Source organism: Lysinibacillus sp. FSL P4-0201, assembly GCF_038593425.1.
In the GTDB taxonomy this organism is placed as follows: Bacteria; Bacillota; Bacilli; order Bacillales_A; family Planococcaceae; genus Lysinibacillus; species Lysinibacillus capsici.
This window is the reverse complement of the sequence record NZ_CP151995.1, coordinates 1,605,338-1,621,386: the sequence shown is the minus strand read 5'-3', so window position 1 is coordinate 1,621,386 and position 16,049 is coordinate 1,605,338. Positions and strand designations below refer to the sequence as shown.

Annotated in this window: 13 protein-coding genes, 1 pseudogene and 2 riboswitches; of the genes and pseudogenes, 3 read left to right on the top strand and 11 right to left on the bottom strand. The window is 37.9% G+C overall.

What is annotated here, in order from left to right; genetic code table 11:
- The first annotated feature begins 320 nt into the window (after nt 1–320).
- The gene (locus MKY76_RS07915) at nt 321–1,124 is read left to right on the top strand and encodes a YqcI/YcgG family protein (RefSeq protein ID WP_342557628.1); all 804 of its coding nucleotides are present in this window, start codon (nt 321–323) and stop codon (nt 1,122–1,124) included.
- On the opposite strand, the gene MKY76_RS07910 is transcribed toward MKY76_RS07915, so the two are convergent.
- Both MKY76_RS07910 and MKY76_RS07905 read right to left on the bottom strand, forming a co-directional pair.
- Nucleotides 1,071–2,384, bottom strand: coding sequence for an amino acid permease (locus MKY76_RS07910; protein ID WP_328012012.1), 1,314 nt, complete (start codon nt 2,382–2,384; stop codon nt 1,071–1,073). The two genes, MKY76_RS07915 and MKY76_RS07910, sit on opposite strands and share 54 nt — an antisense overlap.
- 17 nt (nt 2,385–2,401) lie before the next feature.
- Nucleotides 2,402–3,337: an arginine deiminase family protein gene (locus MKY76_RS07905; RefSeq protein WP_048389934.1), complete on the bottom strand. Its 936-nt coding sequence runs from the start codon at nt 3,335–3,337 to the stop codon at nt 2,402–2,404.
- A gap of 123 nt (nt 3,338–3,460) precedes the next feature.
- On the opposite strand from MKY76_RS07905, the gene MKY76_RS07900 reads away from it, so the two are divergent.
- Entirely contained in the window at nt 3,461–3,904 is a 444-nt protein-coding gene (locus MKY76_RS07900) for an NUDIX hydrolase (RefSeq protein ID WP_342557627.1), read from the top strand.
- A gap of 30 nt (nt 3,905–3,934) precedes the next feature.
- Here MKY76_RS07900 and splB read toward each other — a convergent pair whose 3' ends face one another.
- Both splB and MKY76_RS07890 read right to left on the bottom strand, forming a co-directional pair.
- Nucleotides 3,935–4,963, bottom strand: coding sequence for a spore photoproduct lyase (gene splB / locus MKY76_RS07895; protein ID WP_112117699.1), 1,029 nt, complete (start codon nt 4,961–4,963; stop codon nt 3,935–3,937).
- 12 nt (nt 4,964–4,975) lie between these two features.
- The gene (locus tag MKY76_RS07890; RefSeq protein ID WP_004232790.1) at nt 4,976–5,200 is read right to left on the bottom strand and encodes a transcriptional regulator SplA domain-containing protein; all 225 of its coding nucleotides are present in this window, start codon (nt 5,198–5,200) and stop codon (nt 4,976–4,978) included.
- 371 nt (nt 5,201–5,571) lie between these two features.
- Here MKY76_RS07890 and MKY76_RS07885 point away from each other — a divergent pair, with 371 nt between their 5' ends.
- On the top strand, nt 5,572–8,670 hold the full coding sequence (locus MKY76_RS07885; RefSeq protein WP_342557626.1) for a copper amine oxidase N-terminal domain-containing protein: 3,099 nt from the start codon (nt 5,572–5,574) through the stop codon (nt 8,668–8,670).
- 151 nt (nt 8,671–8,821) lie between these two features.
- Here the strand turns inward: MKY76_RS07885 and MKY76_RS07880 are convergent, their stop codons facing one another.
- The 7 genes and pseudogenes from MKY76_RS07880 to ribE (MKY76_RS07850) form a co-directional block, all read right to left on the bottom strand.
- Nucleotides 8,822–9,667: a GNAT family N-acetyltransferase gene (locus MKY76_RS07880; protein WP_342557625.1), complete on the bottom strand. Its 846-nt coding sequence runs from the start codon at nt 9,665–9,667 to the stop codon at nt 8,822–8,824.
- Between the two features lie 13 nt (nt 9,668–9,680).
- A complete protein-coding gene (locus tag MKY76_RS07875; RefSeq protein WP_048389924.1) occupies nt 9,681–10,229 on the bottom strand; it encodes a histidine phosphatase family protein in 549 nt (182 codons plus the stop codon).
- A gap of 99 nt (nt 10,230–10,328) precedes the next feature.
- Nucleotides 10,329–11,636, bottom strand: a complete 1,308-nt coding sequence (locus MKY76_RS07870; protein WP_103117740.1) for a GHKL domain-containing protein — start codon at nt 11,634–11,636, stop codon at nt 10,329–10,331.
- A gap of 321 nt (nt 11,637–11,957) precedes the next feature.
- The gene (locus tag MKY76_RS07865; RefSeq protein ID WP_342557624.1) at nt 11,958–13,397 is read right to left on the bottom strand and encodes a spore germination protein; all 1,440 of its coding nucleotides are present in this window, start codon (nt 13,395–13,397) and stop codon (nt 11,958–11,960) included.
- A gap of 138 nt (nt 13,398–13,535) precedes the next feature.
- Nucleotides 13,536–14,018 carry a 6,7-dimethyl-8-ribityllumazine synthase gene (gene ribE / locus MKY76_RS07860; RefSeq protein ID WP_048389922.1) on the bottom strand — a complete coding sequence of 161 codons (483 nt, stop codon included), beginning with the start codon at nt 14,016–14,018 and terminating at the stop codon, nt 13,536–13,538.
- A gap of 18 nt (nt 14,019–14,036) precedes the next feature.
- Nucleotides 14,037–14,663 (bottom strand): annotated as a pseudogene (ribB, locus tag MKY76_RS07855) (3,4-dihydroxy-2-butanone-4-phosphate synthase); the annotation flags it as partial.
- Between the two features lie 24 nt (nt 14,664–14,687).
- Entirely contained in the window at nt 14,688–15,326 is a 639-nt protein-coding gene (gene ribE / locus MKY76_RS07850; protein WP_066037651.1) for a riboflavin synthase, read from the bottom strand.
- Between the two features lie 199 nt (nt 15,327–15,525).
- Nucleotides 15,526–15,651: riboswitch (FMN riboswitch) on the bottom strand.
- A 116-nt stretch (nt 15,652–15,767) separates the two neighbouring features.
- A riboswitch (FMN riboswitch) is annotated at nt 15,768–15,893 on the bottom strand.
- Nucleotides 15,894–16,049: the final 156 nt, after the last annotated feature.

Below are 16,049 nucleotides of genomic sequence, written 5' to 3'. Positions count from 1 at the left end.
TTCTTTGGTTTAAAGTGCTCGCTTCTGATTCAAAGCCGCTCTTTTATTGGCTTGAAGCACTCTCTTTTCATGCAAAGCCGTTCTTTTCTTGGTTCGAAGCGCTCTCTTTTACTTCAAATTGCTCATCTCCTTGCTCAGAGTGATCACTTCTAAACCAAAACTGCTCATTCTTCTTTAAGGAATTATTCATCTTACACGCAAAAAGGTTAGCCATAATTTGACTTGAATCATTAAAAATCTTTAGTGTCACGCACCACAGATTCGTAACCACTTTGTCTTTTCTTTAATAGTATAAAGGTGAATAGAAGGAGGAGTCTCAAGTGGAAGTAGTGTTTGATCGGGAGTGGATTGAAGAACAGTTTGATACACTTCCATTATGGCAACGGTCAGCCTATACAGATTTTGCTGCCACGATTGCGGATGAAGCAAATACGTTTCCGTGTATACCAGCAAGAATGGGCTTTTTATCAAACCATTTGCGCTATAGTTTTGTCGGGGATCCACGGGAAGAGCAATCGATTAAAATGTTAGCACAATGCTTAAAGGACTATACGAAAGCATCACGAACTTTCGGGAAGTATACAACTCTTACTGTGTTCTTTCATACCCCTCACGATATGCAAGATAGCTTTGAGGTAGCAGATTATCAGCAGTTATTTTGGTCCATATTAAATAATTTAACCAAATTGGATGAGATGAATTGGCCTGAAGGAATACCAATGGAGCCTACTCACCATGAATGGGAGTTTTGCTTTCATGGTGAACCCTATTTTATCTCTTGTGCAACACCAGCCCATAAATTGCGAAAGAGTCGTCATTTTTCCACTTTATTAATGGCCATTCAACCCCGTTGGATATTCGATGATATAAACGACACCACAGCCTTTGGGCGAAAAATCAAAAAGCTCATTCGTCAGCGGATTGCAGACTACGACACAGTTCCAGGACATCCAGATTTAAAATGGTATGGGCAAGAAGATAGTTATGAATGGAAGCAGTACTTCTTAAGTGATGATAACAATAGTCCATCCAAATGTCCTTTTTTAAGGATGTCTCAGGAAAACGGTTCATTACGTAATGTTTTTTTGCCTTTTCACAACAATCCAGGTCGCCACACTGATTAAGGCTATAAAGAGCAGGCTCACATAAAAACCGAGTCTGCTTGTTTTTTCACCTAAAGTTCCAGATACCGTCACAGCAATGAGCAACATCCCCATAGCATTCTTTACATGCCCCCACTTAGTTAACTCCATAAGCTTCCAGTAGGTTACTAAAATAAAAAGCCAATTATAGATCAACATTAAACCCGCCGCTGTAATCAAATATTCGAAGATTTTTTCTGGCATCAAAAAACCAATTACAATCGTAATTACTAGCCCACTCGTTAAAAATAAAAAGGCTGGAAAAGGAACTTTCATTTTTCCTTTCTTTGCAAGGACTGCCGGTGCATCATGATCCTCTGCAAGTGTAGTGAGAATGGTGATCACCGCGTAAAGCGAGGCCACCATTGTTGAAAAACCAGCAATGATTAGCACACCATTAAAGATATCTGCCACAAAAGGGATATGGTGTCCTTGAAGCGCTGTAATAAAAGGACTTTCATCAATCGAAAAGTCTTTCCACGAAACGAGTACTAATGCAAGGGCGATGGCCATGATAAAAATAACGGTAATCACGATCAGCATAATTCTCCCCGCTTTTGGCGCCTCTTTTGGATTTTTCAAATCGATGACCATTAAACCCATCACTTCAATTCCTCCGTAGGCATAAAAGGCATAAAGTAATCCGAGCCAAATACCTTTTAGTCCTTGTGAAAAAAATGCTTCATAATTAGCTTGAAGTGAAGCCATTGTAGTAGATGGTGTACCTTTCATGATGATGACCACTGCTACAATAATGAACATAATGATGGCAGCTGCCTTTAAGGCACCGAAGATATTTTGGAAATTTTCAAAGCCCTTCATGCCTGTGAGAATAACGACTAAACCAATAGCAGCATAAATCGATGCAGCAATCCACAGGGGCAGTGCCGGAAACCAAAATTTCGTAAAAATGCCGAGCGCCATCAACTGGCTTCCCATGATTAATAGCTCAGAAATCAAGTACACCCAGCCATTGCTAAATCCTGCCCAGCGTCCAAAGGCTTGCTTGGCATAGGTACGAAAAGAGCCTTTATCTGGATTTTCCACAGACATTTTAACAAGTGCATCATACACGATATACGTACAAATGGCCGCTAATAAAAAAGGTATTAATACCGCAGGCCCACTTTTATGAATGGCCATACTTGTCCCAAGAAAAAAGCCAGTGCCCAAAGTACAACCGATACCAAGAAGCGAAAGCTGCCACCAGGCCATACTTCCTTTAGCTGATTTTGAAGTCATTTGTTCTCAACCCTTCGTTACGTTCTTACCAATGGCAATGTCATACATCGAATGCCACCACCGCCTTTTTCAAGCTCAGTGACATCAACTTCAAGCAAGTTTTTATTCTTCAGCAGTGGATGCGCTAATAATTGTTGTTGTGTTGCCTGCTTGCTTATCAACAATGTTTCTGGATTCAGGTTAATAAAGTTGATGTCTGGAATGGTCTTATACGAGTTCAGCCAGTAAACATCCAAACCATGACGCTTTAAAAATGACTCTACCATATCAAAACGACTGCTTTGAGCTGTTAACACCTGAATAGGAAAATGGCGTACAAAGCTTTTAGCAACAACCAGATTCGCATTTACAACATTACAATTCATATCTAAATGCAGCGTATCATTGCTTTTCGGTAAATCAATTATGGCAATTTCAGAAAACCCCTCTTGAAAAATGCCTTCCTTTAAGCTTTCGATAGCTTCTATCGAAGTTCTCATTCCAAGATTAATAAGTACAGCATCTTTATTTAAAATTAACAAATCTCCACATTCGAAGGAATGAAGCGGCTGCAAATTAGCTTTCCATTGTTGTGGAAACCATTTTTCTAATAGTGAATGTGCAAGAGGGTACTCTGGTTTTCTAAGTGAGGTTCCAGCATTTCCAAGTAAAAGCCGATTCCCAATGACACAGGCTAGGTCACGCACAAAATAACGATTGAGGAGCTGCTCACTTAATAGCTGCTGATCGTGGGCTAGTTCTCTTGCATAATCAAGTACATGTACCCCTGCGTTTTCGAATGTTGTCTTTAATGCCATGAAATTATCCATCGCCTTCTGATGGTTGACCGTATCACTCCAACCAACCTGCTCTGCTATTGTTAAATCCGTTACATCTACGAGTGAAGGTGCACAAAGCATCACTACTTTCAGTTCTCCATGTTCTGACCAACAATTTAGTTGAAATGAATCCATTCAAGTATTCTCTCCTTCTTCACAACAATCTATGTTAGCGTTACCATTGACTTTCAGATTATACAAAGACCATAATTAAGAAGAATTTACCAATTATAATTATTTAGAGAAAGAGGTGTCATTATGGAATACTATAAATTTTTAAGACAGTATGTAGGACACCAACCAATTATTTTACCTGGTTCGGTGGTTCTCATTCTTAATACTGAAAACGAAATATTACTACAAAAAAGATATGATGGCGGTTGGGGGCTCCCTGGAGGCTTAATGGAATTAGGAGAGAGCTTAGAGGATACTGCCAAAAGAGAGGTACAAGAAGAGACAGGACTAGCCATCACAGATTTACAGTTACTAGGTGTTTTTTCTGGTCCGGATTGTTACCTTAAAGTTTCGAATGGGGACGAATTATACGCCGTTACAGCAGTCTTCTATACAAGAAATGTGCTTGGTAATTTAGTGATTGATTACAATGAATCAGAGACAGTGCAATTTTTCTCTCTTTACCATTTACCAAACGATTTAAAAGATCGTCGATATATTGAACTTTATATCGCACAATTAATTTAGAGAGAAAACAAGCCGTTCTCTCTCTAATTATCATGTAAAATATTCTAATTTTGCTTGAGGGAAAAATTTCTGCATATAGCCATACAAATGTTCCTTAATGTCTTCCTCTTCCTCTTTTTGATAAATATATTTACCAATGCCATATTTGCCCCATTTATATCGTCTTACCGTCTCGTCGAGTTCTAGCTTTGTCATTGGATAATTTTTTTCAATCACTCGTTTTGCAGGCTTTGTAAAGCGATGTTGAATAAATTCAAAGGTGATGTCATCGCGCACATCCTTTGGCAATTCAGCGTCCAATCGCTCAAACATATGATAATAGCCCTCCTGCCAGCCATCATGAAGATAGATTGGCGCAACAATAAATCCGAGTGGGTATCCAGCTCTTGCCACTTTCCCCGCTGCCTCAATGCGCTTTTCCAATGGTGATGTACCTGGCTCAAAGTGCTTAATCACATAATCAGCATTGACACTAAAACGAAACCTTGTACGACCATTATGCTTGGCATCTAATAAATGATCCACATGATGGAATTTCGTTACAAATCGTAACTGACCTAGCTCACTTTGTCCAAAATGCTCAATGGCTCGCTTTAAGGTATGCGTAAGATGATCAATTCCTACAATATCAGAAGTACAGGATGCCTCAAAGCGAGTGATGTCAGGTGCTCGTTCAGCCATATAGTGATCGGCCTGTTCTAGGATTTCATCGACATTGACATACGTCCGAATATAAGGTTTGCTGCCCATAGTTGTTTGTAAATAGCAATAATGACAATGTCCCATACAGCCAGTCGCAAATGGGATGGCATATTCCGCTGAGGGCTTAGATGTATCAAACTTTAATGTTTTTCGAATACCCACTACTAAGGTCGATTTTGCTACCCGATACTTTTGAAAATCATTGTCTCCAGGAAGGTTTCTCACTTGATTATGGGAAGTTGTATAGCGAATTTCAATTCCCATCTGCTCAAACTTCTCTTTTAGCTCCTGACCTAATGGATACTGGAGGGCATCTGGCTCAAAATAAACAAGCTGAGGGGTAAATGGCTTTATCATGTGAGTCCTCCCTTAATGAAAATACTGGTGATAGGCCTGTTCAGCCGCCATCTCGCTTGCAAAAATTACCATGTCATTCGTGATTGGATAATAGGTTTCAAATAAAAATAGAGCTAGCTCCTCTGGTTTTTCTGGATGATAAACGACTGCCGCTTCCTGTATATTCGTTACATCTTGAATATGTGGATTGCGGTAAAAAATATAAACAATATCACCCACATCAAATGGTTGTTGCATCTCTTCACCTTCCTCTGCCTTTCCATTAGTTTGGTGAAAGTGTACAAAAAATATGTCATAAAAAATTTAGTTGGTAATATACATACAGTCGTGCAGTTATTTTAAGAAAATTGCACTTCCCGTAAATTGTAACACTTCAATTTAACCTGCTTTATTCAATTCTCCTACGTCGAATAGTGTGAGGTTATCCACTCAAAATTCCCTTACTCTTTTCAATCATCTTGTAAGGAAAGTAAGCCAGAATAAGTATCAAAACTGCATGATGGTTAAATTTTCTTCAAAAGGTAAAAGGGTGAAACTTTTAGGATGCTCATACGTTAAATTAGATGTCATGCTAAGTCATTCAAATGGCATGAAGAAGGGTGGAATTTATGAAAAAAATATGGACTTTACTTTTTGCTGTGATACTTATTGTACCGTTAGTATTGCAGCCGGCAACCGCACAAGCGGCAAAAGCCATCACAATTAATGTGGATGGGGTGCAATTAAAAACCGATCAGCCACCAGCGATGATTCAAGGACGTGTTATGCTACCACTTAGAGCGATCTTTGAAGCATTGAATGCAAGCGTAAACTGGGACCAAAAGACTCAAACAGTCACAGGGATAAAAGGTGATACAACGGTAGTTCTCAAGATTAAATCGAAGACAGCTACTATTAATAACCAGACAGTAACGCTTGATGTACCAGCACAGGTATTAAAAGGTAGAACAATGGTACCAGTACGCTTCGTCAGTGAAGCACTTGGGCAGGATGTTGATTGGAACTCGGAAAAACAGCAAGTATCTATTAAATCTGACACTCCAAGTAATATCAGTATTGCTCCAGCGAGCAATGTGTCAGTTCGAGATGTGAATGATCAGGGAGATGGGCGTGATCTTGAGGTTAGCTTCTCTAAATCGTCTACAGAATCATATGTAGATCATTATCGGGTTATGGTTGTGAAGGCTTCTAAAAGTTTTAATTTGTCATCAGCTCTTAAAGTCTCCTCTTCTAATTATTCGGTGGTATCGACTTCAAATGCGAATCGTGCCGTAACTTTATCGCAAAACTCGCGAGATGTGGACGGAGACTACATAAAAAATGATCAGTCTTATGTGGTTTATATACTTGCCATTGGTAAAGGTTCTTATTCTAGCGTATTATCAACTTCTTCTCCGAAGATTACTCTAACAAACATGTCTACTGTTACCGCAGTAACAAATGTGAAGATTAGCGATATTAACGATTTTGGCGATGGACGTGATGTCTCAGTTAGCTTTACTCGTCCACAAAATGATAGCAATACTTCCAATTACCGTGTGTTTATAGTAAAGACCAAGGATGCTAACAATTTTAGTCTTACCACTGCGAATAATTTATCCAGCAATTATTATACAACAGTGGACAAATCAGGAAGCAACGGCAGTACGTTGATAGCAACTCTGTCTTCCTCAACACGAGATACTTCAGGTGACTTTATAAAGAATAACGAATCCTACACAGCGTTCGTTATGTCTGTAAGTAATACGAATTCTGGCATGAATAAACTCTCGCCTGCTTCATTAGCAGTAACGCTTACTGTATCTACTCCAACTATTACACAAGTAGATGATGTTAATGATTTTGGCGATGGACGCGATTTGAGAGTTAGCTTCAACAAAGTGTCTGACGAATCTAATGTTAACTCTTACCGAATTTTTGTTGTAAGAGCTAACAACTATACGAACTTTACATTGACAAAAGCCAACAGTTTACCTAGCACTTATTACACACAAGTGAACAAAACAGGCAGCAATATTACTCAGGTGCTCTCTGCAGGGGCAAAAGATACTGACGGTTATGCCATTCAAAATGGCGTTAGCTATCGTGTATTTATTATGGCAGTAACTAATAACTCTGCAAATAATGTGCTTTCTTCAGCCTCCAATATGATTTCGCTGCTTAGCAACAATGTGGGTGCAGTGTCGAATATCATTGCCAGCGATGTGAGCGATTATGGTAACGGTCGTGACCTCTTTGTGTCATTCAATAAAGCTGTTGATGAGGCACCTATTAATCACTATCGAATTATGGTGGTACCAACAGCAAATTACAATAATTTTAGTCTGACGGATGCTAATAGCGTATCCAGCAGCAATTACACAACTGTTAATAAATCTGGGAAATACACATATGAGCAAGCGTTATCTGAAAATACTCGGGATGTGCGCGGAAATACTATTAAAGAAGGTACGAACTACCGTATCTATGTACTGACTGTTGCCAATGGAAATACATTAGGAAACAATGCGCTAACTGCCGCAACGTCTACAGTTACACTAACTAAGAACTTCACTGTGCAAGCTGTAACTAATTTGAATGTTGCAGATATCGATGATAAAGGGGATGGCCGTGATGTGCAAGTAACATTCACGAAGCCTACAGATGAATCGAATGTTAATCATTATCGGATTTTAATGGTACCAACTGCATATTACAGTAGCTTTAATCTTTCACAAGCCAATAGTAGCTCTTATTACATCACAGAAAGCAAAGGTGGAAATTTAGCAGCAAATAGAACATTGGATGGGATTAGGGATGTACGAGGTAATTTTATTACAGAAGGAACTAGCTATCGCGTCTATGTACTGACTGTTGCAAATGGTAACTCTTTAAATGCCTACGCTCTATCCTCTCCTTCACCTGTGATTACAATTAGTAAAAGCAAAGCTGTTCAGGCAGTAAGCAATATTAATGTTAGCGATGTTGGTGATTATGGAGATGGTCGAGATCTACAGATTTCGTTTACAAAACCTTCTGATGAATCAAATATAGATAGTTACCGTATTCTAGTTGTGCCCGCATCAAAGGCAAATGACTTTGATCTGAATACAGCTATTAGAGCAACTAATTATACAGGTTGGAGTAAAGGCCAGTATAGTGTGAAATTGGGGGCTAATAGTAGAGATACAGACGGAAGACTTATAACGAATGGCCAAGAATATCGCGTATACATCTTGTCTGTAGGTGGTGGAAATTCTAAGGAAATGTATAGCTTATCCTACCCATCTTCCTACATTGCTTTGGAAGACCTTTCAGCCCCTGGATCAGTGGAGAAAGTAACACTCAGTCTTCAGGGCGACGGATATAAATATAACAATATAAACATTAGCTTTGATGTCAAAAATGGTCAAAGCGTAACGGAGTATAGAGTGTTTATGTTACCTAAGGATAAAGCAGATAGTTTCAAATTGGAGGATGCTATTAGCAATCCAAATAGCACCAGAATTTATCCGAATAATCTCTCTAACGTCAGCCAAGCGCTAAGCATACCAGTAGATGCATTCGGTAATCAACTTGATTCATCTACAGAATATGTTGCTAAGGTTCTGACTTTGGCGAAAGGAACTTCTTCGCTATCGAACACATCCAATAATTCGGTGCAACTCAAGAAATCTCCTGATAATAACAATAATGAGGCACCCCAAGACCCTCAAATTAATCAATAGGTCAATTATTTTTTCATAGCTGGGACTCCTTATGGCGCTTCATGTACCATAAGGAGCCCTTGTTGTTTTGTAATTACTTTTCCCTCTGCTTTTTACATACGTCGCTCTATTTCCACTCTTTATTGATTTGTATACTGAACGACAGCCTGGCTTATAGTTGCTTTGTCATCTGTACCTGCTCTGTTGTCACCTTTAATCCATGCTTTAACAAATAGCTCGTTGCTGGATTGCTCGCTAAGAAATTCACTGTCGTCAAATGGACTTTATGTGTTGTAATACTTGCTAAAAACTGTGTTATTAACTCTACATTACTTTCCTCTAGTATTACCATTTGATAAAGTAGAATACGCTCCACCTCACCATATTCATTCCACAATGTTTTGTATAGCATATAGCCAAGTGGTTCATGGTTATCATTATAAAACACCTTTGCTTCCCCATGCTTCACGCTCTGCCAGTTACACTGCCAAGGAACATTTTCCCGATAGAAAGATAGATGTGCTAGCTGCTCTGGGCGAATGGTCGCTATATGAAGGGCTACTGTAGATGTTACCTTTGCTTCATACTCGCCGCTTAAAAATAATAATTGATTGGCAACCACATAGCCATATTTTTCATACAAGGCAATGGCTACCTGATTTTCCTTAATGGCTTCTAACGTACCCAATTCTACATTTTCTCGCTTATAGATAGCTAGGGTTTCCTCCATTAATAGGCGCGAGACACCCTTACCACGATATGCTGGAGAAATACCAGTCCCACCATTCCAAGCTGTTTTTTGGCCATCGATGGTACGAAAGCCATTCATCACAATGGCAATCGGTTCCTCTTGATCAAAAACGACAATAGAATGCTCAGGAGATAACCCCTCCCCCACTAGTCGCTGTAAAAACATTTCTGCTGTCATATTAATTTCAATAAAATAACCTTCAAAGCCTTTGTTCCATGCTTTCAATACTTCATCTAATGTACATTGTGCAACTGTGTTAATCTTCATACAATCCCTCTTTTCAAATGGAATCTAATGCTGCTAGATTTTCTAAGGTTAGTTTTCTCACAATCTCATAACCATGTCCTTGACCTTTAGGTTTTATGACAACCGTCCCCATATTCGAAATGATGCCCAGCCCCGCATTTCTTGGAAAGCTATGCCCAATGATTATGTTGTTTATGCCCTCGGGTGGGATGATTTCCAGCATCGATGTAGAAATCGTTAATATACTGCTTTGCACTACAGTAGGAAGATTGCCACCTAACATAAAGATTTCAAACAAGAAGGGGTCAATTTGGAGATTGCTGTTGGGAAATGCCAAACGTGCTGTTTCAATGGTCCGACAAAAAGGACTGGTAGTGATGGTGGAAAGGATGGGAATTTGCCAATAGCGTAGCATTTGACCATAATAAATTGCCTCCCTACGACCTTGATCGGATAAATTCCGTTGATTTTGACAACTTTGAAATGTACCATATGCTTGATCTACACCAATAGTTGCTGTTCCGTGTCTTGCATATAAAGTTAGCCCACCTTTTCTCAATAACGCTAGGAGACCCTTTTCCATTTTCTTCATCTCCTTCATCATATCACTTTCTACTTTGTAATGTATGTGCTGTACATAGAAAAAAGCTCCCCACAACTTTTTGTAGGAAGCTTTTTTCTGTTATTTTATTGGAATTCTGACAATAGCAGTCGTTTCTAAATGTTTTGATGAATCAATTGAAATATGACCATTATATTTAGTGACAATTTCTTTGACAATAAATAAACCTTGTCCTCTTAGTCTACCATTCTCATGTTTTTTCGTTGAAAATCCTTGTTTGAATATGTGATCGGGATTCGCAATATTTGGCCCAGTATTGGTAATTTTAAATTCATACTGAGATTCATCTGCTGTACAGCAAATCTTAATCTTACGTTGTTCCTCAGGTAATTCAACAGCAGCATCAATCGCATTATCAATTAAATTGGATAGAATCTTGATTAAATCTGTCGTTTTAATCTTATTAAAGTCATTTTGAGAAAGCGTAAAATCCATATCAATATGATGATTTTGAGCCGTTAATTTCTTCGTTTGCAATAAGATGGACAAACCTGGATGATCAATATTTAATTTTAATGACTTGATCGCCTGAACTTCTTTTGATAGTGAGGATAAATATTGTCTCGCCTGATCTGTTTTTTCTAATTGTAATAAACCATGTAACACTTGGATATGGTTCGTAAAATCATGACGTAGGGACGACACCGAAGTAATCAATGTTTTGATTTCTGCTAGATATGTGTCCTCTGTAGCACCAACTTCCTTCGCTACCTCTTTTTGATACCATCTTTGTAAAAATAAAAAAGAACCGATGACAATTAAAATAAGTACACCATTAAAAATAAAATTAAATAGGTTGTCTTCAATGACTTTACCCTTAATACCATTTAGCGTATCTGCACTAATGTCAATGCCTAAATACCCGATAATTGTTCCATTATCATCTTTGATGGGTGCACCAACAGATAAATAAGACCCATGTTCAGAATCATGAATTACCTCTGTAACATAGGTTTCACCATTATAGGCCTTTTCAACATGCTTTGCAGGAACAGTACAAACCACGCCAATACCGAAGCCCTCTTTCATTTCTTTTGGCATCCCTGTAATCATGGCTATAGATACTTCAGGATTATCCACCTTTAAGGTGTAAACAAATAGTGCACCTAATTTTATCCTTGCATCGTTTAAATAATTTCTTACTTTCCAATAATAATCATTTTCCTGTGGATTATTTAAAAATTGCTGATAGGCATCCGTATCTATGGATGCAGCAATAGAATGGGCTGCCTCTAAGCTTTGATTGGCAATCGACTCTTCAACGGTCTTTTTTATTTTTACATAGGATGTAAAGATGTTTAAACTTGTAAACAAACATAATAAAATCGTTGATAGAATTAATATTAGTTTTATTTTTCTATTTTTCATAAAAAACGGTACTTCCTCATCTATAAATATTCTAGAATATTATTATATTATAATTAACTCTATTTTTTGTTTGTAAAGCAAACATTGCTTGTATATCCTACATAAATTAAAACACAAAATCAATTTTTATTTTATTCATACCCAAAATTACACACTGTAACAAATAGTTTAATAATCCTTGACAAGAAAGTAAACTAAAAAGAAAAGTAATAACTTTTTATGTCTCATTTCCTATTTAAATGGAAAATTGAAAAAACCACTAAAGCAAAGGTATCAAAAAAAGATCAGGTATCGACAATACCTGATCTCATCACAATATGCTTATTTTTTTCTTGAAGTCCGCGTTTGATCTTGCGGCTTTAGAAAGGTAGGTCGTTTACTATAGCCCTTTGGAGATAGTCGCAATAGGGACTTACGTATATTGCCCTTTTCAAAATCGGCACTAAAGTTTACGTATGGCACTCCCAAGACTCTCATATTCGCAGTGTATAAAAGGATGAAAAACACGGATATAAAAAAACCAAATAATCCAAAAAACGCCGAAGCCATAATAATGATTAATCGAAAAATACTCATAGCCGTCACAAAGGATTGATTGACCAATGTAAATGCAGCGATACTAGAAATGGCAATCACAACTATCATTGAGGGGCTTGTAACACCTGCTTTAATCGCTGCATCCCCAATAATTAGTCCCCCTACCACACTAACTGAGCCACTGATTGCACTAGGAAGGCGCAAGTTAGCCTCTCGAAACAATTCAAACATAAATAGCATCATTAAAATTTCTAGAATGGTTGGAAAGGGCAATCCTGACCTCGATTCTACAACCGTAGCAAGTAGAAGAAACGGAAGCTGCTCTTGATGATAAGTCGTCAATGCAAGCCAAAAACCTGGCAGTAGCATACTTATTAATATACCGACAATTCTGAGTAATCGTTCCATCGAGCTAACAATGAGTGGGTACTCATTATCCTCTGCCGATTTAAAGAGCAACATAATATTTGTAGGTGTAATTATGGCATAGGACACACCATCAATCATTAAGAGTATTCTTCCTCTAATTAAGGCCTGCATAGCAAAATCAGGTCTTCCTGTATAATCATGTCTTGGAAGAATTGTCGCTGTCTTTTCAATTTTTTCCATTAATAAGTCGCCATTGATAACAATATCCGTGTCAATTTTTTGTAATTGAAGTCGAATTTGTTCCAGCATATTTAAATTCACAATGTCTTCCATATATAGTATGGCTACGGTTGTTTTAGAACGCTTACCAATTTCTAATGTCTCTACACTAAAAGAATTAGTCGGTAATCGTTTTCTTAATAAAGCAATATTAATAAAAACATCTTCAATAAAGTCATCTCTAGGTCCCTTTACTACTAGTTCTAATGTTGTTTCCCCAGGCTCTCGATTGGGTCTTTTTGAAATATCACTAGAATAAAGTAATTGATTTTCTTCAAAATACAGTAAAACATGGCCTTTATAGACCCTAGTTATCGCATCCTCTTTCGATAAAATCTTTTGTAAATAGGGAATGTGTAAATGCTGTTCAATTTCTTCCTCTAGCATGTCCTCAGTGACATTGCATAACAAAGATTGAACACGTTGAACAACCACAGTTTGAAGTATTTGCTCATTGACCATTGCATCACAAGTTATCAAATGTACTGTATATTGCTGAAAATTATATTGTTGGAAAATCACATCAGCAGAGCGTTGAAATAGTGATTTCAACATTTTCAAATTAATTTGTTCCATTGATGAAATACTTCTCATCTCCTACTGAGCCAGCTCAAGATTAGTACATTTATGAAAACAATCACCTTCAATAAATACACTTAAGCATATTTTTCCCATGGTTGTTCAAAATATTCAAAGAAACAAATGTTGTGAAGACTATTCAAATTGTCCTGATCCAATCATTTTCTTTAGATTTGCCATCTCAATTGCAGACATTGCCGCATCATAGCCTTTATTACCAGATTTTGTTCCTGCACGTTCAATTGCCTGTTCAATATTTTCAGTAGTAACAATTCCAAAAATAACAGGTACATTCGTTGACAATGACACATTGGCAATGCCTTTTGCTGATTCATTACAAACATAGTCATAGTGTGTTGTAGAGCCACGAATAACAGTACCTAAACCAATAATAGCATCATATTTCTTTGTTTCTGCCAGTTGTTTTGCTATAAAAGGAACTTCAAAAGCCCCTGGCACCCATGCAACATCAATAGATGCAGAATCAACCCCATGACGAGTTAAACCATCCATTGCCCCATCCAATAATTTGCTAGTAATAAACTCATTAAAACGACCCACTACTACTGCAATTTTCAAATCCGTTCCAATTAATTGTGCTTCAAATGTTTGACCCATTGTTCCTTCTCCTTTTTACATAGAAATTTTAGTTTTATTAGTGGATAATTGTTTACGATAAGCAACCAATGCTTCTATCGAGATCATTTTTAAGCCATGATGTGCAGCGTAATTTGTTAGTTCTTCAAACCGAAGCATATGCCCATCATCACCCATAATTTCGCAAATAACACCTGCAGGTACGCTATGACAAAGCTTCGCTAGGTCAATAGTGGCCTCCGTGTGCCCTCTCCGTTCCAGCACGCCTTGCTCTTTCGCAATCAACGGAAAAATATGGCCTGGTCGACGAAAATCAGTTGGCTTAGCTTGCTTTTCTATCATTCTTTGTATCGTTAGCGCACGCTCAAAGGCGCTAATCCCTGTCGTTGTTTCTACATGATCGATACTTACCGTAAATGCGGTTTGATGGTTATCTGTATTGTGCTGAACCATTGGATATAAATCTAGCTTTTGTGCAAGCTGCTGCGAAATCGGCGTACAAATTAAACCTCTACCATTGGTTGCCATAAAGTTGATTGTTGCTGGTGTGATGAATTCAGCGAGTGCCAGAAGATCTCCTTCATTTTCTCGATCCTCATCATCAACCACCACAATCATATTGCCCTGCCTTAAATCCTCTATGGCTTCTTCAATTGAATGTAGCACGATGATCAACTCCTATTCTGTGATTTAAAAACCATGTTGTGCTAAATAATCTCTTGTAATAGCTGGCGTTGTTTGCCCCTTTTTTAATTGCCCTATAATGTATTTTCCAACTAAATCGGTTTCGATATTAACGATTGCTCCAACCCTCTTCATACCTAAAACGGTTTCTTTGTAAGTATGAGGAATAAGTGAAATTGTGACACTATTGGCTTCAACATGAAAAAGGGTTAAGCTTGTGCCATCAATTGTTATGGAACCCTTTGGAATACAAAAGTTGGTTAGCTCCTCTGACATTTCGATATCAATATAAACGGCGTTTGCTACTGGACGTTTTCGCAAAATTTTGCCGACTCCATCAACATGACCAGCAACAAAATGGCCACCAAATCGTCCATTAGCAGGCATGGCACGCTCCAAATTAACAGAATCGCCTATTGCCAGCTGCTGTAGATTTGTTGCTTTGACTGTTTCAGGCATAACATCCATCGTAAGCTGCTGTTGTGTGAAATTTGTCACTGTTAAACAAACTCCATTGACCGCTATACTGTCACCAAGCTTGACATCCTCCGTTATCTTAGCTGATTGAACCGTAATTTCCATACTGTCCCGATCGCTTTGCACGGCTTTTATGATACCAATATCCTCTACAAGTCCTGTAAACATTCCATCACCTACTCTACTTTATTAGCACTTCTATCCTTTACTTTTAAAGTTGATCCACCTGTTTTTGTGCCTTATCCTTCTCCCTTCTCTCGTTAGCAATAAAAAATAAAAACCCCTTTACATCAAAGGGGTTTTGGGAGTATAAGACATCAACAAATAAGCCTATTTGAAAACAATTTTTTCATAGACCGTCATCTCATTCGTTCTTCTCCCATCCAGACTATCACTGTCGGTTTTGGATTTGCACCAAATCAGCTTGCGCTCACGGACTTTGAATTGCTTCATCACCGCCGATTGGGAATTTCACCCTACCCCGAAGAACATCTTCTATTCGATTGTAGCTAAATAAAAAAACTTCCCACAAGATGATTGGGAAGTTTTGTAATAAATGCATAGTCAAATAAACCTTCTAAATTAGTATCAATTTAAAAAGTTCGCATTTTTACCCTTCTCCCATCCAGACTGTAACTGTCGGTTTTGGATTTGCACCAAATCAGCTTGCGCTCACGGACTTTGAATTGCTTCATCACCGCCGATCGGGAATTTCACCCTACCCCGAAGAATATTTTTATTTAGCTAGTCTTACGATAACACTATTTTATTATATTATCCATCCTTCTTTTTAAATTTTTTTCGAAGCATAAATTTTAAACAGCTCTGACTCGACTTGAAAAATGTAAAAGATATTATTAAAATGATGACATTTAACCTGTTTATGGAACT